Source organism: Streptomyces phyllanthi, from assembly GCF_009377205.1.
Taxonomy (GTDB): domain Bacteria; phylum Actinomycetota; class Actinomycetes; order Streptomycetales; family Streptomycetaceae; genus Streptomyces; species Streptomyces phyllanthi.
Map to the genome: position 1 here is coordinate 1 of NZ_VJZE01000129.1, position 20718 is coordinate 20718.

Genomic DNA, 20718 nt, shown 5'->3' on the forward strand with positions numbered 1-20718 from the left:
GCTCAGAGGCGCCGGCCGTAGTCCACGGGGAGGCTCAGCGCCTCGTCCACCGCGAGGCGTCGCCAGTGGGCCTCGCCGAGCTTCGCCACGTACGCGGCGTGGTCCTCGGTGCCGTACACCCACTCGTCGAGCCACGCGGCCAGGCGCCGCGGATCCTTGCTGATGTGCGCCCAGTCGCGGTAGAAGGCGCCGTCACGGTCGTAGTAGCCCTGTGCGAACGACGGATGGGCGCCGCGCGGACAGACGACGACCGCGTCCACGGCGTGGGAGGGAACGAGCGTCCGGTTCGGGTCGGAGCGTACGACCGACGCGTCGACGATCTCCTCGACGACCACGACCGCCGTGCGGGCCGCGTACACCGCCTCGGCCTGGACGCCGGTCAGCCCCCATATCTGGGTGTTGCCGGACCGGTCCGCCCGCTGGGCGTGCACGATCGTGACGTCCGGATGGACGGGAGGGACGACGTACACCTGTTCCTGCTTGCCGTCCGGCCCCGGATACGGCGATGTCACCTTGCGCAGCGCGCCGTTGACGCGGGGCAGGTCGCTGCCGCCGTAGGAGCGCAGCGGGTGGAAGGGCAGCCGCTGGGCCCCGGCGAGATAGCGGCAGACCATGCCGTAGTGGCTGTACTCCTCGAAGGTCAGCCTGCCCTCCTCGACGCGGCGGCGCAGCTCGCCGAGCGAACCGGCCGAGGAGTTGCCCACGAAGGACGACACCAGCGTAGTGACGCAGTCCGCCGCGAGCATCTGGTCGACCACGATGTCGGCGGTCATCCGGACGACGGTGAGGTCGCGGCGGCCCTGGCGGATGATCTCGTGTCCGGCGGCGGTGGGGATGAGGTGGGTGAAGCCCTCGATACAGACGGTGTCGCCGTCGTGGACGTAGCGGGCGATCGCGTCCCGCAAGGACATGGTCTTGTCGGTGATGGCGGTCTGGGCGCCCATGACGGCTCCTCATGCGTGGAGCATGCTCGGACATGCTCGGACGGCCGGTGTGCTTCCTACGCTGGCAGCGGCGATTGATTGAGTCCAATACCGAATTGGAGTTACTTTGAGACGCCAGTGAAATGAGTGTGAGGAGCCGGGTCGCTGTGGAGCTGCGTCATCTCTCCGCGTTCGTCGCGGTCGCCGAGGAACTGCACTTCGGCCGGGCGGCCAGACGGCTGCACATGGCCCAGCCGCCGCTCAGCCAGCAGATCCGCCAGCTGGAGAAGGAACTGGGCGTCCAGCTCTTCGAGCGCAGCACCCGTTCCGTACGGCTCACCAGTGCGGGGGAGTCGTTCCTGGGCCCGGTGCGCAAGGTGCTCGAAGACCTCGACGTCGCCGTACGGGTGGCGAAGTCGGCCGGGCGGGGGGAGTTCGGGCGGGTGAGCGTGGGGTTCGCCGGAGCGTCCAGTCACTCCGCCATTCCACGGCTCGTCCGGGCCGTGCGTGCCGCTCACCCCGGTATCGAGCTGGTGATGCACGGTCAGACGTACAGCAACCGTGCCCTCGACCAGGTCGTGGAAGGCACGCTCGACCTCGGTTTCGTACGGCTGCCGGTGACCCAGCCGCTCGTCGACACCCGTGTCATCTACGAGGAGGAGCTCGTCTGTGCCCTGCCCTCGGACCATCGGCTCGCGGGGCGGGAACGGATCGACGTGACGGATCTGGCGGGGGAGCCCTTCGTCAGCTTCCCCGCGAACGCGGGCTCCAGCCTGCGGGACGCCATGGTGGAGGCGTGCGAGGGCGCTGGGCACTATCCGCGGGTCGTGCAGGAGGCGCCGGACTCGTACACGATTCTGGCGATGGTGGCGACGGGGGTGGGTGTCACTCTCACGCTGTCCTCCGTCATGCACATCCAGCAGCCCGACCTGGTCTATCGCAGGCTGGAGGGCGAACCGGTGGTGCTGCGGACGGCGTTGGCCTGGCGGAGGGACAATCCGTCGGCGGCGCTGCGGAGTGTGCTGGCGGTGTCGGAGGAGGTGCTGCCGTCGCCGGAGTGAGGGGCGTGCGGTGCGGTCGGCGGCGAGGGTGACGAACCGGCCGCGCACCGGAAGGTCGCGCGGGGAGACGCCACCCGCAGGGAGACGCCATCCGCAGGGAGACCAGGGAGACGCCATCCGCAGCGGGACGCCATTCCGCATTGAGACGCCCTACGTATGACAGACCCACGAATTGAGTATTGGACCCGCTCAATAGCGCGATGCCAGGCTCGGAGGGAAGCCGCCCCACGAGTGTTCCGTGCACCAGGAGGTCCCCATGCCCGCGTCGCAGTCGGACATCGTCGTCTGCCACCCGTTGCGCACCCCGATCGGCAGATTCGGCGGTGCCCTCGCGGGCCGGCGCCCCGCACAGCTGGCCGCTCTCGTCATCGCCGAGGTCGTCCACCGCAGCGGCATCCGCACCGAACAGGTGGACGAGGTGATCCTCGGCCACAGTTACCCCAGCGCCGAGGCCCCGGCCATCGGCAGGGCGGCGGCGCTCGACGCGGGCCTCCCGCAGACGGTGACCGGCGTCCAGGTCGACCGCCGCTGCGGGTCCGGACTGCAGGCGGTACTCGACGCCGCGATGCAGATCCGCAGCGGCTTCAGCGAGGTGGTCATCGCGGGCGGCGTCGACGTGATGAGCGCCGCCCCCCTCTACACACACGAGGGCCGCTGGGGCATCAAGGGCTCCGCCGGACTGCGGTTGCACGACGCCCTCGCGCGCGGGCGCGTCACCGCGGGCGGCGACAGACACCCCGTGCCCGGTGGCATGATCGAGACCGCGGAGAACCTGCGCCGCGAGTTCGGGATCAGCAGGGCCGACCAGGACGCGCTCGCCCTGCGCTCCCAGCAGCGGGTGGCGAAGGCCATCGACGAGGGGCTGTTCAAGGACGAGATCGTCCCCGTCACCGTCCGCACCCTCTCAGGGGCTCCCGGCGCCGCTCGGGCAGGGGGGACCCCCCTGGGCGAGTCGGTCGTGGACACCGACGAGCACCCCCGCCCCGACACCACGGCCGGGCAACTCGCCGCACTGCGGCCCATGATGGCCGCGTCCGACCCGGAGGCGACGGTCACCGCGGGAAACGCCAGCGGTCAGAACGACGCGGCCGCCGCGTGCCTGGTCACCACGGCCGAAACCGCCCACCGGCTCGGACTCGTCCCGGCGCTCCGGCTGGTCTCGTTCGCCCGCGCCGGCGTCCCCGCGGCGACCATGGGCCTCGGCCCAGTCCCCGCGACCGAGGCCGCGCTGGGCAAGGCCGGCCTCACCCTCGCCGACCTCGACCTCATCGAGATCAACGAGGCCTTCGCGGCCCAGGTCCTGGCCTGCACCCGCGTGCTCGGCCTGACCGGCACCGATCATGAGGAGCGCATCAACGTCAACGGTTCCGGTATCTCGCTGGGCCATCCCGTCGGCGCCACCGGGGCGCGCGTCCTCGCCACGCTGGCCCACGAGTTGCACCGCAGACAGGGCCGCTACGCGCTGGAGACGATGTGCATCGGTGGCGGGCAGGGTCTGGCAGCGGTGTTCGAGCGGGTGCCCGGCGTCGCCTGACCCGTACGACCCCGTCGGCGGAACTCTGTCGGCACCTCAGCCGAAGAAGCCCTGCGCGTACCGGGTGCCGGGTGCCGTCGCCGGTCCGGGGACTGCGTGGTCGCCAAACCTGCGTCGCTCATGCGGGCCGCCTTCCGGTCCTCCTGTCCGTGCCCGTGTCAGGCCGGGCCCCCGTCGCGGGCGGGCTCGCCGGCCCAGGCACGCGTGAGCAGGCCGGTGATTTCCTCGACACCCACCGGTACGGGGTTGTCCGCCGGCACGTAGGGCATGACCAGTCGGGCAGCCTCGGGGACGTCCTCGCGCCGCAGGCCGTGGTCGGCCAGCGCGCGCGGGGCGCCGAGTTCCTCGCGGAGCGCGTTCAGACCGGCCACCGGGGCGGCACCTCCCAGAGCGTCGGCGATCCGTCGCGCCGCGCCCGGCGCGCCCGGCGCGTTGAGCTCCAGCACGTAGGGGAGCACGGTGGCATGGGTCTGGGCGTGCGGCAGGTCGTACGCCCCGCCCAGCACATGGCAGATCTTGTGGTGGAGTCCGGAGCCCGCGGAGGCGAAGGCGACCCCGGCCAGGTAGCAGCCGTACAGCGTGGCGTCCCGCCCGTCGATGTCGTCGGGCCCGCGGACGACGCGCCGCAGTCCGTCGGCGACGGCGCGCAGGCCCTCCATCGCGAAGGCCTGGTTGACGGGGTTGGTGCGCGGGGCCCACATGGAGTCGACGCAGTGCGCGACGGCGTTGAGCCCCGTGGCCACCGACAGATCGACCGGCAGTGACAGGGTGAGCTCGGAGTCGTACACCACGGTGACCGGGAGGACGGCGTCGTCCACCCCGGTGGTCTTGCGGGAGGCGTCGGTGAGCCCCCAGACGTTGGTCGCCTCGGAGCCGGCGTACGTCGTGGGGACGGCGACGATCGGCAGCCGCGTGGTGAGCGCCACCGCCTTGGCCAGTCCGGTCGCGGAACCGCCGCCCACACAGACGAGGAGGTCGGCGCCGCACTCGGCGGCCGCGGCGCGGGCGGCCTCGGCCCGCTCCACGGGTACGTGGGGGCGTACATCGCCGTGCCGGAGCACCACGGGAAGGTCCGCGGTGACGCGGTCGGCGATCGCGGCCCCGGCCGACGAGGCGATCACCATGACGCGGCGGGCGCGCAGGCGGTCCACCTCCGCGCTGAGGTTCCGGGCCGCGCGGCCGTACCCGAAGAGGACGCGCTGGCCGAGTGTGACGTTCTCGAAAGTTAGGCTCACTGGTTCGTTCCTGGTACGGGGCGGAAGGAGGACGGGGACGGAGCTGGAGGGAAGTGCTCCGGGACCCCGGCACGGTGGACGCGCCCGGGCCCCGGCCGCCGCGGGGAGTGCCGGTCGGCGGTGACCGGCTCCAGGCGGGTGAGCATGCTCCCCCGCTCGCTCTCGGCCCGGTCGAGCGGCAGAGGTTCCTACCCCTACGCTAGAACGGGCGATCATACGGGTGCTTCCTCACACGGTCGTAGATCTCACGCATTGGGTGCCGCCGCCTGAGGGGGCTGGCCGTCCGGGCCGCGACCGCCGGCCCGTCGGACATCGGCGACCTGCCCGTCGTCCACGCCGTTTTCGAGCGGGCGGTGAACTCCCGTCCGCAGGCGCCGAGTTCGTCGCTCACTACTGGCCCCGGTCCCTCCAATGGCAGCCCCCGCTTGACAGGCGGACGATGGAAATCGATGGAACGGGACCGGAATGGAGGGAGCCGACATGATTGAGGCAAAGATGGTCGACAAGCCCGACGAGCGGCGCGACTTCCCGCGCGGGCACCTGGAGGCCGTGCACCTGACCGGACTCGACTTCGCCGTGGGCACCTTCGAGCCGGGCTGGCGCTGGTCCGAGTCCGTGGCCCCGATCGCGGGCACCAAGAGCTGCCAGATCCGCCACAACGGCTACGTCGTCGAAGGGCACATGCGCGTCCGCATGGACGACGGTGAAGAGGCCGAGATCGGGCCCGGCGAGGCCTTCGTCGTGACGCCCGGGCACGACGCCTGGGTCGTGGGTGACGAACAGGTCGTGGTCTACGACTTCGCGGGCGGCATGGCGCAGGAGTACGCCAAGTCGCCGGAGGGCTAGCGAGCCGTCCGAGAGCCGCCCCCCCGCAGCCACGCCCCGGCACGTACGAGCCGAACGACGCCGAACGAGGGCGGGACCCGGTCCCGCGGTGCGCGAGCGCCTCCGCCGGGTCCGCCCGCGTGATCTGTCAGATCTGTCAGACCCGTTCCCTTACGAAATCACCCGATCGTCCCGGCCGGTCAGCCCAGCGTCAGCAGGACGATCGCCGCGGCAGCGCCCACCAGGCCGACCGCCTGGCCGCGGGTGGCCCGTTCGCCCAGCAGGGTGAGGCCGAGAACGGTCGGAACGGCCGGGTAGAGCGAGGCCAGGACGACGGCGAGCAATCTGCCGCTGGGGCCGACCACAGGGCCGGCAGTGCGATCACGAGCGCCGGCAGCAGTCCGCCCACCTGCCGCGGGAAGGCGGCACAGGAGAGCCGGGCGCTTGCCGGGTGTCACCACGGTGGTGCGAGGGGGCGGCGAGGTCATCGAGCTGGCAAAGCAATATGCACTGATTGTTTGATTGGTCCGAAAAGTGGGGATTGGGCGTTTAGTGCTTCGGACAGGAGGCACGTCCGTGGGAGCTGCTGTGCCAGGCCCCGGGTGTCTCTCGTGCGGTTCGAGTGCGCGCGCTCCCATGGTGACTGCCCGGTCACTCGTGGAGGGAGATGCGACCCATATGCGCATCACCGTCAGAACGAAGCAGCATCCACACGACGACGCGCCCGACACGGCCGAGTCCTTCGACAGGTTCCGCTCGCTCCCCGACGGACCGGAGCGCCAGGGGTTGCGCGACGAGATCGTCCAGGCGTGGCTGCCCATGGCCGAGCGGATCGCCGTACGTTTCCGGGGGCGCGGCGAGTCCCTGGAGGACCTGTGCCAGGTGGCGGCGCTCGGCCTGGTCAAGGCCGTCGACCGCTACGACCCGGTGCGCGGCAACGCCTTCGAGAGCTACGCCGTTCCGACCATCACCGGTGAGATCAAGCGCCATTTCCGTGACCACATGTGGGTCCTTCATGTGCCGCGCCGTGTCCAGGACCTCCGCAACCGGGTGCGCTCGGCCACGAAGGACCTCTCGCAGGAGGTCTCCGGACGCACCCCCACCGTCGCCGAGATCGCCGAGTACGCCCATCTCAGCGAGGCCGACGTGTATATCGGCATGGAGGCCCTGGAGTGCTTCAGCACGCTGTCGCTGGACGCCGAGCTCCAGGGCAGCGACGACGGTTTCTCGCTGGGGGACGCCCTCGGCGGACCGGATACCGGATTCGACCTCGTCGTCGACCGCGAGTCCGTCAAACCCTGTCTGCGAGCGCTCCCCGAGCGTGAGCGCACCATCCTCTACCTGCGGTTCTTCCGCGGTATGACCCAGAGCCGCATCGCTCAGCAGCTCGGCATCTCCCAGATGCACGTCTCCCGGCTGATCAGCGGCTGCTGTGCCCGGCTGCGTGAGGAGATGCTCACCGAGCCCGAGGACTCCGCCGATGAGCCCGCCAGCCCCGTAGGAGCCGTCTGAGGCCTGTGGGCCCGGGCCTCTCGATCCGGCCGCCCGGTTCGAGACGACTCGGCCGGGCGGCCGGGCGGCGAGCTCACTGTCGAACCCTCCCGGGACGGGTTCGCCGGGTTCGCCCACAGAGTGCCTCCACGCTCCGGACTAACCAGGATCCCTCACATGAAACGCGTCGGAGTCGCCCGGGCGACTCCGACGCCTCCTGGAGGGTCCGGAAACCTAGCTGACGGGGGGAACCGGTGGCACGTCCGGGAACTGGGTCGGGCCGTAGCGGTCGAGGGTGTCCTCCAGCTCGGCCCGGATGTCGTCGGGCAGCTCCCCGTTGCGGCCCCAGATGACGATCATCTCCGCCACATTGCGCAGCTTGATGTTGGTGTGCTGCGAGACCTCGCGCAGGACCGCCCACCCCTGGTCGGGCGTGACCCGCGCCATGGCGACCACCATGCCGATGGCCTGGTCCACGACGGCGTGCGAGGTGACGGCCTCCTTGAGCTGGTGGACCTCTTCCTCCAGCTCGAAGATCCGCTCGGTGGCGTCGGCCGCCGCCTCCGGGAGGCCGCTGCCTTCCGGATGAGTCTGTGAGGGCATCGTCCCTCCCCTTCGCCGCGGGCCGTGTCCTGTCTCCATGGCACTGCGACCGGCGTCCCTTCGCATCTCGGAGAACGGCCAGGTGGCTTTCGAGTGGGATGAGTGGGGGTACCCGGACGCCGGAGGTGACGGCTCATGTGTCCCTCGAAGGCCACGAAGGACGGCCAGGTCTACGACGCCGGGCCCTACCTGCCGCGGGACGGTGGTCTCGACGCGTACCGGCGCGCCGCCGCGCGGTGCCGGGGCTGCCCCCTGCACGAGAGCGCCACCCGGACAGTGTTCGGTGAGGGCTCCGAGTCCGCTCGGATCGTGCTGGTGGGGGAGCAGCCCGGGGACCAGGAGGACAAGCGGGGCGAGCCCTTCGTCGGGCCGGCCGGGCGCCTGCTCGACAGGGCCCTGGAGGAGGCCGGCGTCGACCGGGACGAGGCGTATGTGACGAACGCGGTCAAGCACTTCAAGTTCACCGTGGCATCCGGCGGCAAGCGCCGTATCCACAAGGCGCCGGACCTGCGCGAGATGTCCGCCTGCCGCCCCTGGCTGGAGGCCGAGCTGCGTCTGCTGCGTCCCGATGTCGTGGTGGCCCTGGGCGCGACCGCGGGCAAGGCCCTGATGGGCAGCTCGTTCCGGGTCACGAAGGACCGTGGTGCCCTGCTCCGGATGCCGGGGGAGGACGACGGGCCGTATCTCGTGGCGACGCTGCACCCCTCGGCGATCCTGCGCGCCGACAAGGAGGACCGTGAGGCCGCGTACGCCGGCCTGGTGGCCGACCTCGGGGTGGCCGCCAAGGCCCTGGCCGAGAGCGAGCGCGGGCCGGGGGCCTGAGCGGCCGTATCAGGAGGTGTGGACGGCCCGTTCCTCCGGCGGGCCGGCCCTACGGCTTGCGCGCCACCCCGCCGAAGCTGTCCACCTCGGTGGGCAGATGGGCGTCGGCCGGTTCCGGGCGCCACTGGGCGACGGAGAGCAGTCCCGGCTCCAGCAGTTCGAGACCGTCGAAGAAGCGGTTCAGCCGGTCGGGGCCGCGGTTGACGCGCGGATTGTCGCTCGCCTCGTTCCAGCGCTCGACCATCGCGCGCATGGCCTCCGGCCGGTACACCTCCGTGCTGTCGCAGAACACGAGGTGACTCCCGGACGGCAGGGCGTCCAGCAGATGTCCGACGGCCTCGTAGGCGATCCCGTCGGGGAGGTGTGCCGCGATCCCCAGCAGCATCAGCGCGACCGGCCGCTCGAAGTCCAGGGTCCGGGCGGCGCTCCGCAGGATGACGTCCGGATCGCGCAGATCGGCCTCCACGTACGCGGTGGCCCCCTCGGGAGTGCTGCCCAGCAGCGCCGTGGCGTGCGCCAGCACGATCGGGTCGTGGTCCACGTACACGATCCGCGCGTCCGGTGCGATCCGCTGGGCGACCTGATGCGTGTTGTCCAGCGTCGGCAGACCGGTGCCGACGTCCAGGAACTGGCGTAAGCCGACCTCGGTGGCCAGGTGCGTGACCGTACGGCGCAGGAAGGCCCGCTGGGCACGGGCTATGTCGACGATCTCCGGGTTCACCTCGCGGATCTGGTCGCCGACCTGGCGGTCGATCTCGTAGCAGTCCTTGCCGCCGAGCCAGTAGTTCCAGATCCGCGCCGAGTGCGGCACGCTGCTGTTGATCACCGGGCGGTCATGGCGCATGGAAACTCCCCGAGTTGGCTTTCGTGAACAGCAACCAACCTAATCCCACATGAGGTTACGCCGACGGACCTTTAATGATCTTGAGGTGTGACAGTCGCCATCGTCGTCACCCGAGGCCGGCTTGGGCACCCCCACTGATCGACACCAACTCAGGAGGCCGGCGGTATGGCAGATCAGGCCTCAGCCGAGGACGAGGGCACCGCGACGGGGACGTCCGGGCTCCGCACCGACGTGTCGCACCCGGCACGGATCCTTTTCGAGGGTGCGGACCTGGTCGAGCCCGGTGTCGTCAGCTGCTCGCGCCGGCGCCCGGACCCGTCCGAGGACGGCGGGATCGTGGACGTGACGCACTTTTGCGGCGTGGCGAGGAAGCCGTAGAGGGCTTCCGCGGGGCGGGCTGAAGTGACGCCTCCGTGACGTCGGTGACCGTACTGGTGCCGTGGAGCGGCTTCCCGGTCGCGGGCGGCGCCGGTACACGTTCTGCATGGGGGACAACGGGGGAGGCCGCCGGACCCGGTGGCACAGGAGTGAGACCGACGAGAGCGGTGCGGAACAGCGGGCCGAGAGTCTGAGGGACCTCGTACCGCAGGGATACGACACCGCCTACACACAGCTCGGTGACGCGTTTCCCGAGCAGTTGCTGCGGCTGCAGGTGCTCCACAGCGCCTCGCAGCGCGCGTTCGAACCGAGCACCAGCAGAGCACTGCGGCGCACCCTGAGATGTGTGCTCCGCTCCGTGCTGCGGGACCCGCGGCTCGGGGACTCGCCGCCCAGCCGGCACGTGGGCGAGTACCTCGACGAGGAGATCACCGGCATCCGGGCGCGGCTCGGCCAGGACCGGGCCGTGGCCGTGAGCCGTGGGCTCAACGTGGGGCTGGGCGTCGGCGCGGCGGTCAGCGTGGTGCTGCTCTGCCTGCCGCTGCTGTGGGGCGCCCGGCTGCTCGAACAGCTGACGGGCGCCACGCTCGGCTGCACCGACCGCTGGAGCCTTCTGGGCGCCTTCGTCTGCGGTGGCGTCGGCGCGTTCGGAGCCGTGCTCAGCGTTCTGGTGAGGCTGCGCAACAGCGGTGACGAGCTGACCCGCCGCAAGGTCAACGGGCACGACGGGGTGGTCGCGCCGGGCGAGCTGTACCGCACCATGCGCCACGAGGGCGTCTACCGCGTCTTCGTCGGCTGGATCCTGGCACTCGCGGTGTACTTCCTGCTCGGCGCCGACTTCGTCACGTTCATCGAGACACCCGCGACGCCCGCCCGCCTCTGCTCGCCGGGCGGCCGCCCCGGCGACGGCACCGACTTCTGGGGCTTCTGGTGCGCCGTGGGCTTCGTCGCGGGCTTCAACGAGCGCTGGGCGTACGGGCTGCTGGGCCGTGCGACCGCACCGAGGAAGGACAAGCCCTAGCCGACCAGCACCACCTCCAGGGTGCGCGGGCCGTGCACCCCCTCGACCCGGTCCAGCTCGATGTCGCTGGTCGCCGACGGTCCGGAGATCCACGTCAACGGGCGGGAGGGGTCGAGGCGTTCGAGGGCCCGGGGCACCGAGGAGACCACCTGGTCCGGGACGCGTACGACACAGATGTGGTGGTCGGGCACGAGCGTGATGCGGCGGCGGCCCTGGTCGGGGGAGCCGTCCAGCACGATGGTGCCGGTCTCGGCGACCGCGACCGCGCAGCCCGTCACCACGCTGTCGACCCGGTCCAGTTCGTGCGGGGTGCTCCGGGCCCGGTCGTGGACACGGGTCGCGTCCACCGCCTTGAGCCAGTACGGCGGCAGCCCCGGCGGAACGAGCACGGTCCCAGAGCCCCGCTCGGCCAGGAGCCGCATGAGCGTGTCGGACAGCTCGTCGTCCGTACAGCGGTGCACGATCGCCCGGTAGTCGGCCAGGTTCTCGGCCAGCAGATCCACCGTCTGCCCGACGCTCCGGTCGCCGTGCTCGCGCAGATAGTCGCGCCGAACCACCTGGTCGTACCAGGAGTCCCTCCCAGGCCCTTCAGGTACTGGGGGAGTGCCGTCCTGTCGTACGTCCGCGAGCGCGCGCCGTACGCGGCCCAGGATCGCGTCCCTGCTGCTCACTTGCCCTCGCCCTTTCCGCCGTTCGTACGCTGCCACCAGTCGCGGAACGGTTCCGCCGGTACCGCCGGGAGCTCGCGGCTCCCGCTCCACGCCCTGCCCGGACCCGGCAGGGTGCGCGGGTGGAAGCGGCGGGTACGCGAGGCGAGCCGCTGGCCGGTGCGCAGGGCACCGGGGCGGCTGAACGCCCAGCGGGCCGCACGCATCGCGGCCCGCTCGGCGGCGTGCCCCTTCGCGGGCTTGAGCACCACCTTGTTGCCCCGCTCGGTGACCTGGCCGCCCTGGACGACCCGCTCGCGCAGGTGCACCAGCACCTCGGGGATGTCGATGGCGACCGGGCACACCTCGTAGCAGGCACCGCACAGCGACGAGGCGTACGGGAGGGAGGCGTCGATCTCGCTGGCCGTGCCCCGGAGCTGGGGGCTGAGGATGGCGCCGATCGGGCCCGGGTAGACCGAGCCGTACGCGTGGCCGCCCGCCCGCTCGTACACCGGGCAGACGTTGAGACACGCCGAACAGCGGATGCAGCGCAGCGCCTGGCGTCCGACCTCGTCGGCGAGGGTGTCGGTGCGCCCGTTGTCGAGGAGGACCAGGTGGAAGTCCTGAGGGCCGTCCGCCGTCTCGGAGTCCGTCGGGCCCGTCCACATCGACGTGTACGGGTTCATGCGCTCGGCCGTCGAGGAGCGGGGCAGTGTCTGGAGGAACACCTCCAGGTCCTGCCAGGTGGGCACGATCTTCTCGATGCCGACGACCGAGATCAGGGTCTCGGGGAGGGTGAGGCACATCCGGCCGTTGCCCTCGGACTCGACGACCACCAGCGTGCCGGTCTCGGCGACCATGAAGTTGGCGCCGGAGATCCCGACCTTCGCGCGCAGGAACTTCTCCCGCAGGTGCAGGCGGGCGGCCTCCGCGAGTTCGGCGGGTGTGTCGGTCAGGCCCTCCGGGGCGGGGCGCCCCCACTCACCCATCTCGCGGGCGAAGATGTCGCGGATCTCGCCGCGGTTGCGGTGGATCGCCGGGACGAGGATGTGGGACGGCCGGTCCTTGCCCAACTGCACGATGAGCTCGGCGAGATCGGTCTCGTACGCGTGGATGCCCTCCGCTTCCAGGGCTTCGTTGAGGCCGATCTCCTGGGTGGCCATCGACTTGACCTTGACGACCTCGCTCTCGCCCGTCGCCTTCACCAGGTCCGCCACGATCCGGTTGGCCTCGTCGGCGTCGGCCGCCCAGTGGACCGTACCGCCGGCCGCCGTGACCGCCTCCTCCAACTGCACCAGATAGCGGTCGAGATGGCGGAGCGTGTGGTCCTTGATCCGCTTGCCCGCCTCGCGCAGCGCCGCCCAGTCGGAGACCTCGGCCACCGCCTTGGCGCGCTTGGCGCGGATGGTGTGGGTCGCGTGGCGCAGATTGCCGCGCAGGGTTGTGTCGTGCACGGCCTCGCGGGCCGCCTTCGGAAACGCCGGCATACCGACGAACGTCCCGCTCATCCCAGGGGCTCCTCTTCCGTGCTCGCCAGGATCTCGGCGATGTGGACGGGACGCATCCCGGTCCGCAGCCGGGCCATCGTGCCGCCGAGGTGCATCAGACAGGAGTTGTCGGCCGCGCACAGCACCTCGGCGCCCGTCGACTCGGCGTTGCGCACCTTGTCCTTGCCCATGGCCGCCGAGACATCGGAGTTCTTCAGCGCGAAGGTCCCGCCGAAGCCGCAGCACTCGTCGGCGCCGGGCAGTTCGCGCAGCTCCAGCCCCTTGACCGCCTCGAGGAGCCGGCGCGGACGGTCGCCCAGGCCCAGACCGCGCAGTCCGTGGCAGGTCGGGTGGTACGTCACCGTGTGCGGGTAGAACGCGCCCACGTCCGTCACCCCGAGCACGTCCACCAGGAACTCGGTGAGCTCGTACGTCTTCGGCACCACCGGTGCCAGGGTGCGCGCGAGCGTGTCCCCGCGCCCCTCCGCGCGCGCCCGCTCACCCATCCGCGGATACAGCTCCCGCACCATCGCGCCGCACGACCCGGACGGCGTGACGATCGCCTCGTACTCCCGGAAGACATCGGAGAACTTCCGTGCCAGCGGCTCCGCCTCATGCCGGTACCCGGTGTTGTAGTGCGCCTGCCCGCAGCAGGTCTGACCCATCGGGAAGTCGACGTCGACGCCCAGCCTGGTCAGCAGTTTCACCACGGCCCGGCCCGTGTCCGGATAGAGCGTGTCGTTGACACAAGTCAGGAACAGGGCGACACGCATCGCAGCTCCTCGGAGGTCGATCATCGGATGGATGCAGGTTACGACGCGGGCCCCGCCGATGGGGAGAGGGCAGCGTGACGAGGTGCTCCCACCGGCCGGTACACAGCGCGTTGGGAGGGGCCCGGCCCACCGGATTCGGGCTCGGTGGACGGGGCCCCGGTCATGGGTTCCGGCTCACCGGGTGGTGAGCCGGGCCGCCGCCGCGCGCCACGCCTCCGCGTCGCCCTGCGGCTCGTACCGCTCCAGCGGCTGGGTACGGGCCAGGAGGCGCCGCATCGCCGCACGGTCGCCGACCAGTCCCTGGGCCCGGGCCTGGACGAGGACGTTGCCGAGCGCGGCGGCCTCCGCGGGGCCCGCGACCACCGGGAGCCCGCAGGCGTCGGCGGTGAGCTGGCAGAGCAGGGTGTTGCGGGTGCCGCCGCCGACCACGTGGACCACGTCGACCGGGTGGCCTGCGAGCTCCTGGGCCTCGACGACCGCACGGCGATGGGCGAGGGCGAGCGAGTCGAGGATGCACCGTGTGATCTCGGCGGGGGAGGAGGGCACGGGCTGCCCGGACTCCCGGCAGGCGGCGGCGATGCGCTCGGGCATCCGGCCGGGCGCGAGGAACGCGGAGTCACCCGCGTCCACGACCGACCGCAGCGCCGGCACCTCGGCCGCCGCGCGCAACAGCTCACCCAGATCCGGCTCGCCCCACTCCCGCACGCACTCCTGGAGCAGCCACAGCCCCATGATGTTCCGCAGATAGCGGACCGTGCCGTCCAGGCCCAGCTCGTTGGTGAAGTTGGCCGCCCGGCTCTCCTCCGTGAGCACGGGCGCGTCCAGCTCCAGGCCCGCCAGGGACCAGGTGCCGGTGCAGATGTACGCGAAGCGCTCACCGTCGGCGGGCACCGCGGCCACGGCCGACGCGGTGTCGTGCGAGCCGACCGTCGTCACCGGGACCGGGCCGGTCAGCCCCGTCTCCTCCAGCACCCGCTGCTGGAGTACCCCCGCCGGATCCCCCGGCCGCCGCAGTGGCGCGAACAGCTCCAGGTCGATACCGAGACGCGCCGCCACGTCGTACGCCCAGTCACGGGTACGCGGGTCGATCAGCTGGGTGGTCGAGGCGTTGGTGAGCTCGGTGCCGGGCTCGCCCGTCAACCAGTACGTCAGCAGGTCGGGGATGAGCAACAGCCGCTTGGCGTACGTCAGCTGCGACGTGGACCGAGCTGCCGCCAGCTGGTACAGCGTGTTGAAGGGCGCGTACTGGAGCCCGGTCGCCGCGTACAGATCCGCCGCCGGCACGGTGGCCCACACCTTCTCCGCGACGCCCTCGGTGCGGCTGTCCCGGTAGTGCACCGGGTTGCCGAGGAGGGCGCCGTCCGCGTCCAGCAGACCGTAGTCCACGGCCCAGCTGTCGATGCCGACGGAGTCGAGCCGTCCACCGCACTGGGCGCCCGCCGCCCGCAGCCCGTCGAGGACGCCCCCGTACAGCGCGAGGATGTCCCAGTGCAGCCCCTCCGGCACGCGCACCGGCCGGTTCGGGAACCGGTGGGCCTCGGTCAGCTCCAGGGAGTCGGGCCCCACCCGGCCGACCATGACGCGCCCGCTGGACGCGCCGAGGTCGACCGCGGCGTACGACTTCACGGCCGTCACCGTCGTCACCGCCGTCACCGCCGTCACCGGAGGAACGCGGCGGCGACGCCGGCGTCGACCGGGACGTGCAGCCCGGTGGTGTGCGTCAGGTCGCCACCGGTCAGCGCGAACACGGCGTTCGCGACATGCTCCGGCAGCACCTCCCGCTTGAGGATGGTCCGCTGGGCGTAGAACTCGCCCAGCTTCTCCTCCTCCACCCCGTACACCGCCGCCCGCTGGGCACCCCAGCCGCCGGCGAAGATCCCGGACCCCCGCACGACCCCGTCCGGGTTGACCCCGTTGACGCGTATGCCGTGCTCGCCCAGCTCGGCGGCCAGCAGCCGCACCTGGTGGGCCTGGTCGGCCTTGGTGGCGGAGTACGCGATGTTGTTCGGGCCGGCGAAGACGGCGTTCTTCGAGGCGATGTAGACGATGTCACCGCCCAGCCCCTGCTGGATCATCACCCGGGCCGCCTCGCGCGAGACGAGGAAGGAGCCGCGCGCCATGATGTCGTGCTGGAGATCCCAGTCCTTCGCCGTCGTCTCCAGCAGCGGCTTGGAGATGGAGACACCGGCGTTGTTGACGACGAGATCGACACCGCCGAAGGCCAGCGCCGCCGCCTTGAAGGCCGCCGCGATCTGCTCCTCGTCCGTCACGTCCACGGTCACGGCGACAGCCTTGTCCGGACCGCCCAGCTCCTCGGCGACCGCGGCCGCGTTCTCACCGTTCAGATCGGCGACGACGACACACGCCCCCTCGCCCACCAGCCGATGGGCGATGGCCTTCCCGATCCCGCTGCCGGCACCCGTCACCAGCGCGATGCGCGTCGCGAGCGGCTTGGGCCTCGGCATCCGCTGGAGCTTGGCCTCCTCCAGCGCCCAGTACTCGATACGGAACTTCTCCGACTCCTCGATCGGCGCGTACGTCGACACCGCCTCGGCCCCGCGCATCACGTTGATCGCGTTGACGTAGAACTCACCGGCCACACGGGCGGTCTGCTTGTCCTTGCCGAAGGAGAACATGCCCACGCCCGGGATCAGCACGATCGCCGGGTCGGCACCGCGCATCGCGGGGGAGTCGGGCTCGGCGTGCCGCTGGTAGTAGGCGGCGTACTCCTCGCGGTACTCGGCGTGCAGTTCCCTGAGCCGGGCGAGGGCCTCGTCGAGCGGGGCGGTGGGCGGCAGGTCGAGGACGAGGGGCCGCACCTTGGTCCGCAGGAAGTGGTCGGGGCAGGAGGTACCGAGGGCCGCGAGCCGCGGATGCTCGGCGCGGGCCACGAAGTCCAGCACCACTTCGGCGTCGTTGAAGTGCCCCACCTGCGGCTTGTCCTGGGAGGCGATCGCCCGGACGTACGGCGCCAGCGCGGCCGCCCGCTCCCGCCGCTCCGCCTCGGGCAGCGCCTCGTACCCCTCGACGACGGGCCCGAAGGGCTCGGACCTGCCCCGCTCGGCGAGAAAGGCCTCGGCGGTCCGGATGATGTGCAGGGAGTTCCGCTCGCACTCCTCGGCGGTGTCACCCCATGCCGTGATCCCGTGCCCACCGAGGACGCAGCCGATGGCCTGGGGGTTGTCGGCCTTCACCGCGGCGATGTCGAGCCCGAGCTGGAACCCGGGCCGCCGCCACGGCACCCACACCACGCTGTCCCCGAAGCACTCGGCGGTCAGCTTCTCCCCGTCGGCCGCGCAGGCGAGCGCGATACCCGAGTCGGGATGCAGGTGATCGACATGGGCCGCGTCCACGAGCCCGTGCATGGCGGTGTCGATGGAGGGAGCGGCACCGCCCTTCCCGTGCAGGCAGTAGTCGAACGCGGCGACCATCTCGTCCTCGCGCTCCACACCCGGGTACACCTCGGTGAGCGCCCGCAACCGGTCGAGCCGCAACACGGCCAGTCCGGCCCCGGTGAGCGTCCCGAGGTCACCACCCGACCCCTTGACCCACATCAGCTCGACATCACCCCCGGTCACGGGGTCGGTGTCGGTGCCCTTGGCGGAGGTGTTACCACCGGCGTAGTTGGTGTTCCGGGGATCGGCACCGAGCCGATGGGAACGGGCGAGGAGGGCGGCGGCTTCGGGGTGGGTTGCCATATCTGTTCAGTCCTTCTTGATGTGTGAGTACGTGGGGCGCCCCCTGAGGGGCGCGGGGCTGTGTCGATGTGCGGCTCCGCCGCGTGGACGCGACCGCCGGCCGACGAAGGGGCGCGGGGAACTGCGCGACCAGCCACATACGGCCTGCAGCCTGCGACCGGGCTTCACCGGGCGGACGAGACGCAGCGGCTCGGCAACACGGGCGCGACCGCCGGCCGACGAAGGCGCCCGGCCGACGAAGGGGCGCGGGGAACTGCGCGACCAGCCACACACGACCCGCACCCTGCAACCGGTCTCACCCGGCGGACGCAACGCAGCGGCTTACGCGCCCCAACCCGCCTGCTCCCCACCGACCCGCTCCTCAACGATCTTCGAGGCCCACCCGGACGCGCCGTACGCCGCAATCGGGTCGGGGTCCAGCCCCATCTCCTCCCGCACCTCACGAAGCAGCGGCCGCACATCCGTGTTGTACGCGTCCATGAGCACCGCGTTCGCACCGAGCACGTCCCCACCCCTCTGGGCGGAGCCCAACGCCTCCCGGTCCACCAGCAGCGCCTTCGCCGTGGCCTCCTGCACGTTCATCACCGACCGGATGATCGCCGGGATCTTCGCCTCGATGTTGTGGCACTGGTCGAGCATGAACGCGACCTCGGGCGTGAACCCGCCCCCGCGCACCACCTCGTACATGATCCGGAACAGCTGGAACGGATCGGCCGCTCCCACCATCAGGTCGTCATCGGCGTAGAACCGCGAGTTGAAGTCGAACCCGCCGAGCTTCCCCTCCCGCAGCAGCGTCGCCACGATGAACTCGATGTTCGTGCCCGGAGCGTGGTGCCCCGTGTCGACGACGACCTGCGCCTTGGGCCCGAGCTTGAGGCAGTGGGCGTACGCCGTGCCCCAGTCCGGGACGTCCGTCGTGTAGAAGGCGGGCTCGAAGAACTTGTACTCCAGCAGCATCCGCTGCCCGTCCCCGAGCCGCTCGTACACCTCGGCGAGCCCCTCGGCGAGCCGGTCCTGGCGCGCCCGCACATCGTCCTGACCGGGATAGTTCGTCCCGTCGGCGAACCACAGCTTCAGATCCCCGGACCCCGTGGCGTCCATGATGTCGACGCACTCCAGCAGATGATCGACCGCCTTGCGCCGCACGGCGGCGTCCGGATGGCAGATGCTGCCGAGCTTGTAGTCGTCGTCCTGGAAGGTGTTGGAGTTGATCGTGCCCAGCTTCACGCCCCGCTCACCGGCGTACTTGGCCAGTGCCGCGTAGTCCTCGACCTTGTCCCAGGGGATGTGCAGCGCCACGGTCGGCGCGACACCCGTGAAGGCGTGCACCTGGGCCGCGTCGTCCAGCTTCTCCTGCGGTGTGCGGGGCACGCCCTGCTGGGCGAACACCTTGAAGCGCGTCCCCGAGTTCCCGTACGCCCACGACGGCGTCTCGATGGCCTGGGTCTTGAGCGCGGCCTTCACCGCGGCGAGCTCGGTCACTTGAGGGCTCCTGGGGCATCGGGTCCGGACAACAGGTGGCATCCATCGTGGCAGCACTTGGAAAGAACTCTGCCTGAAACGATTCAAGAGGTGAAGCTAGGAGCCCTCTGGACTGCTGTCAACCCCCCTGGCGTCGCCCATCCGTCGTGACCTGGGCGTGACCACTTCCTATCGACGGGTTGTCGAAAGAATTTCGATCCGAACCCATTGACGCAACCTGCGGATGGTGCCTAACGTCCCGGCCATCCAGTTGAAACCTTTCACGACGCCGTGAGGGCCGACCCGCCGGCGTCGTCGAGGAGCCCCCAATGACCCACCCGTCCGACACGGGACCGGCCCCGGTGCTGGCGCTCAGGGACGTCTCCAAGTCCTTCGGTGCCGTACGCGCCCTGCGGGACGTGTCCCTGGAACTGTTCCCCGGTGAGGTGCACGCCCTCGCCGGTGAGAACGGCGCGGGCAAGTCGACCCTCATCAAGACGCTCGCCGGGGTGCACCGTCCGGATGCCGGCCAGGTGCTCCTGGACGGCGAACCGACCGTCTTCCACGGCCCGGCCGACGCCCGTGACGCGGGCATCGCCGTGATCTACCAGGAGCCCACGCTCTTCCCGGACCTGTCGATCGCCGAGAACATCTACATGGGCCGCCAGCCCAGGCGCGCCCTCGGCCGTATCGACCACAAGGCCACCCACGCCGCCACCCTGGCCCTGATGCGGCGGCTCGGCGTCGAGCTCGACCCCGACCGCCCCGCACGCGGCCTGTCCATCGCGGACCAGCAGATCGTGGAGATCGCCAAGGCCCTCTCCTTCGACGCCCGCGTCCTCATCATGGACGAACCGACCGCCGCCCTCACCGGCAGCGAGGTCGCGCGTCTCTTCGGCGTCGTCCGCACGCTGCGCGAACAGGGCGCCGCGGTGCTGTTCATCTCGCACCGCCTGGAGGAGATCTTCCGGATCTGCCAGCGCGTCACGACCCTGCGCGACGGTGCCTGGATCTCCAGCGAACCGCTGGACGGCATGACCGAGGACGACCTCGTGCGCCGTATGGTCGGGCGCGACCTCGACGAGCTGTACCCCAAGCAGGAGGTCGAGGCGGGCGGGGTGGCGCTCAGCGTGCGCCGGCTGACCCGCGAGGGCGTCTTCACCGACGTCTCCTTCGACGTACGGCACGGCGAGATCGTGGGCCTAGCGGGGCTCGTCGGCGCCGGGCGTACGGAAGTCGCCCGCGCCGTCTTCGGCGTCGACCGCTGGGACGCGGGCGAGGTCGAGGTCGAGGGCAGGGCGCTGACGAACGGCGCCCCCTCCACCGCCATGGCCGCCGGGCTCGCCCTCGTCCCCGAGGACCGGCGTGCCCAGGGCCTGGTGATGGACATGTCCATCGAGCGCAACATCGGCCTCACCGGACTGCGTACGACGGTGAGGGCCGGACTGATGGACCGCGGCGCCGAACGCAGCCGCTCCCTCGACTGGGCGGTCAAGCTCCAGGTCAAGTACGCGCGGATCGCGGACGCCGTGTCCACGCTCTCCGGCGGCAACCAGCAGAAGGTCGTCCTCGCCAAGTGGCTGGCCACCGGCCCCAAGGTGCTGATCGTCGACGAGCCCACCCGCGGTATCGACGTGGGCACGAAGGCCGAGGTGCACCGGCTGCTCAGCGAACTGGCCGCCGACGGCGTCGCCGTCCTGATGATCTCCTCCGACCTGCCCGAGATCCTCGGTATGGCCGACCGCGTGCTGGTGATGCACGAGGGCCGTCTCACCGCCGAGATCCCCCGCTCCGAAGCCACCGAGGAATCCGTGATGGCCGCAGCCACGGGGAGGGCCGCCGCATGACAGCCACCGAAAGGGCTGCCTTTATGACGCCCACCGTCACGGGGAGGGCCGCCGCATGACGGTGACCG

General features: G+C 71.1%; 19 protein-coding genes. 8 read left to right on the top strand and 11 right to left on the bottom strand.

Going from position 1 to position 20718, the window contains the following annotated elements; translation table 11 throughout:
* Nucleotides 1-2 precede the first annotated feature (2 nt).
* On the bottom strand, nt 3-944 hold the full coding sequence (locus FNH04_RS19620) for a CoA transferase subunit A (protein WP_265580058.1): 942 nt from the start codon (nt 942-944) through the stop codon (nt 3-5).
* A 146-nt stretch (nt 945-1090) separates the two neighbouring features.
* On the opposite strand from FNH04_RS19620, the gene FNH04_RS19625 reads away from it, so the two are divergent.
* Nucleotides 1091-1984 (top strand): LysR family transcriptional regulator, encoded by an 894-nt coding sequence (locus tag FNH04_RS19625; RefSeq protein WP_322723317.1) that lies wholly within the window; start codon nt 1091-1093, stop codon nt 1982-1984.
* A 256-nt stretch (nt 1985-2240) separates the two neighbouring features.
* Entirely contained in the window at nt 2241-3518 is a 1278-nt protein-coding gene (locus FNH04_RS19630) for an acetyl-CoA C-acetyltransferase (RefSeq protein ID WP_152786012.1), read from the top strand.
* A gap of 158 nt (nt 3519-3676) precedes the next feature.
* Here the strand turns inward: FNH04_RS19630 and FNH04_RS19635 are convergent, their stop codons facing one another.
* On the bottom strand, nt 3677-4753 hold the full coding sequence (locus FNH04_RS19635; protein WP_322723318.1) for a maleylacetate reductase: 1077 nt from the start codon (nt 4751-4753) through the stop codon (nt 3677-3679).
* A gap of 480 nt (nt 4754-5233) precedes the next feature.
* Here FNH04_RS19635 and FNH04_RS19640 point away from each other — a divergent pair, with 480 nt between their 5' ends.
* Complete coding sequence (locus FNH04_RS19640) at nt 5234-5599, top strand: cupin domain-containing protein (RefSeq protein WP_152786014.1); 366 nt, start codon at nt 5234-5236, stop codon at nt 5597-5599.
* A gap of 179 nt (nt 5600-5778) precedes the next feature.
* Here FNH04_RS19640 and FNH04_RS46605 read toward each other — a convergent pair whose 3' ends face one another.
* On the bottom strand, nt 5779-5943 hold the full coding sequence (locus FNH04_RS46605) for a hypothetical protein (RefSeq protein WP_194236742.1): 165 nt from the start codon (nt 5941-5943) through the stop codon (nt 5779-5781).
* A gap of 313 nt (nt 5944-6256) precedes the next feature.
* On the opposite strand from FNH04_RS46605, the gene FNH04_RS19645 reads away from it, so the two are divergent.
* Entirely contained in the window at nt 6257-7090 is an 834-nt protein-coding gene (locus FNH04_RS19645) for an RNA polymerase sigma factor SigF (protein ID WP_152786016.1), read from the top strand.
* Nucleotides 7091-7303: 213 nt separating this feature from the next.
* On the opposite strand, the gene FNH04_RS19650 is transcribed toward FNH04_RS19645, so the two are convergent.
* Entirely contained in the window at nt 7304-7672 is a 369-nt protein-coding gene (locus FNH04_RS19650) for an ANTAR domain-containing protein (protein ID WP_152786018.1), read from the bottom strand.
* A gap of 135 nt (nt 7673-7807) precedes the next feature.
* On the opposite strand from FNH04_RS19650, the gene FNH04_RS19655 reads away from it, so the two are divergent.
* On the top strand, nt 7808-8494 hold the full coding sequence (locus tag FNH04_RS19655; protein WP_152786020.1) for a UdgX family uracil-DNA binding protein: 687 nt from the start codon (nt 7808-7810) through the stop codon (nt 8492-8494).
* A 49-nt stretch (nt 8495-8543) separates the two neighbouring features.
* Here FNH04_RS19655 and FNH04_RS19660 read toward each other — a convergent pair whose 3' ends face one another.
* On the bottom strand, nt 8544-9338 hold the full coding sequence (locus tag FNH04_RS19660; protein WP_152786022.1) for an SAM-dependent methyltransferase: 795 nt from the start codon (nt 9336-9338) through the stop codon (nt 8544-8546).
* 165 nt (nt 9339-9503) lie between these two features.
* Here FNH04_RS19660 and FNH04_RS19665 point away from each other — a divergent pair, with 165 nt between their 5' ends.
* Both FNH04_RS19665 and FNH04_RS19670 read left to right on the top strand, forming a co-directional pair.
* The gene (locus FNH04_RS19665; protein WP_152786024.1) at nt 9504-9716 is read left to right on the top strand and encodes an SAM-dependent methyltransferase; all 213 of its coding nucleotides are present in this window, start codon (nt 9504-9506) and stop codon (nt 9714-9716) included.
* 106 nt (nt 9717-9822) lie between these two features.
* Nucleotides 9823-10737, top strand: coding sequence for a hypothetical protein (locus FNH04_RS19670; RefSeq protein WP_152786026.1), 915 nt, complete (start codon nt 9823-9825; stop codon nt 10735-10737).
* Here the strand turns inward: FNH04_RS19670 and FNH04_RS19675 are convergent.
* From FNH04_RS19675 to rhaI, 6 genes are all read right to left on the bottom strand, one after another.
* A complete protein-coding gene (locus FNH04_RS19675) occupies nt 10734-11408 on the bottom strand; it encodes a LutC/YkgG family protein (protein ID WP_322723319.1) in 675 nt (224 codons plus the stop codon). The two genes, FNH04_RS19670 and FNH04_RS19675, sit on opposite strands and share 4 nt — an antisense overlap.
* A complete protein-coding gene (locus FNH04_RS19680) occupies nt 11405-12892 on the bottom strand; it encodes a LutB/LldF family L-lactate oxidation iron-sulfur protein (RefSeq protein WP_152786028.1) in 1488 nt (495 codons plus the stop codon). The genes FNH04_RS19675 and FNH04_RS19680 overlap by 4 nt, the downstream gene beginning before the upstream one ends.
* Nucleotides 12889-13644: a (Fe-S)-binding protein gene (locus FNH04_RS19685; protein ID WP_152786030.1), complete on the bottom strand. Its 756-nt coding sequence runs from the start codon at nt 13642-13644 to the stop codon at nt 12889-12891. Before FNH04_RS19685 ends, FNH04_RS19680 begins: the two co-directional genes overlap by 4 nt.
* Before the next feature lie 174 nt (nt 13645-13818).
* A complete protein-coding gene (locus FNH04_RS19690) occupies nt 13819-15270 on the bottom strand; it encodes a rhamnulokinase (RefSeq protein ID WP_322723321.1) in 1452 nt (483 codons plus the stop codon).
* 32 nt (nt 15271-15302) lie between these two features.
* Nucleotides 15303-17342: a bifunctional aldolase/short-chain dehydrogenase gene (locus FNH04_RS19695; RefSeq protein ID WP_152786032.1), complete on the bottom strand. Its 2040-nt coding sequence runs from the start codon at nt 17340-17342 to the stop codon at nt 15303-15305.
* A 321-nt stretch (nt 17343-17663) separates the two neighbouring features.
* Complete coding sequence (gene rhaI / locus FNH04_RS19705) at nt 17664-18824, bottom strand: L-rhamnose isomerase (RefSeq protein ID WP_322723320.1); 1161 nt, start codon at nt 18822-18824, stop codon at nt 17664-17666.
* A gap of 308 nt (nt 18825-19132) precedes the next feature.
* Between rhaI and FNH04_RS19710 the strand changes: the two genes are divergently transcribed.
* Nucleotides 19133-20650, top strand: a complete 1518-nt coding sequence (locus tag FNH04_RS19710; protein WP_152786035.1) for a sugar ABC transporter ATP-binding protein — start codon at nt 19133-19135, stop codon at nt 20648-20650.
* Nucleotides 20651-20718 lie beyond the last annotated feature (68 nt).

Bases quoted from the DNA above. Each gene is read 5' to 3' on its own strand.
- FNH04_RS19620 (WP_265580058.1), bottom strand. From the start codon at position 944: ATGGGCGCCCAGACCGCCATCACCGACAAGACCATGTCCTTGCGGGAC.
- FNH04_RS19630 (WP_152786012.1), top strand. From the start codon at position 2,241: ATGCCCGCGTCGCAGTCGGACATCGTCGTCTGCCACCCGTTGCGCACC.
- FNH04_RS19640 (WP_152786014.1), top strand. From the start codon at position 5,234: ATGATTGAGGCAAAGATGGTCGACAAGCCCGACGAGCGGCGCGACTTC.
- FNH04_RS19645 (WP_152786016.1), top strand. From the start codon at position 6,257: ATGCGCATCACCGTCAGAACGAAGCAGCATCCACACGACGACGCGCCC.
- FNH04_RS19650 (WP_152786018.1), bottom strand. From the start codon at position 7,672: ATGCCCTCACAGACTCATCCGGAAGGCAGCGGCCTCCCGGAGGCGGCG.
- FNH04_RS19655 (WP_152786020.1), top strand. From the start codon at position 7,808: ATGTGTCCCTCGAAGGCCACGAAGGACGGCCAGGTCTACGACGCCGGG.
- FNH04_RS19660 (WP_152786022.1), bottom strand. From the start codon at position 9,338: ATGCGCCATGACCGCCCGGTGATCAACAGCAGCGTGCCGCACTCGGCG.
- FNH04_RS19665 (WP_152786024.1), top strand. From the start codon at position 9,504: ATGGCAGATCAGGCCTCAGCCGAGGACGAGGGCACCGCGACGGGGACG.
- FNH04_RS19670 (WP_152786026.1), top strand. From the start codon at position 9,823: ATGGGGGACAACGGGGGAGGCCGCCGGACCCGGTGGCACAGGAGTGAG.
- FNH04_RS19680 (WP_152786028.1), bottom strand. From the start codon at position 12,892: ATGAGCGGGACGTTCGTCGGTATGCCGGCGTTTCCGAAGGCGGCCCGC.
- FNH04_RS19685 (WP_152786030.1), bottom strand. From the start codon at position 13,644: ATGCGTGTCGCCCTGTTCCTGACTTGTGTCAACGACACGCTCTATCCG.
- FNH04_RS19695 (WP_152786032.1), bottom strand. From the start codon at position 17,342: ATGGCAACCCACCCCGAAGCCGCCGCCCTCCTCGCCCGTTCCCATCGG.
- FNH04_RS19710 (WP_152786035.1), top strand. From the start codon at position 19,133: ATGACCCACCCGTCCGACACGGGACCGGCCCCGGTGCTGGCGCTCAGG.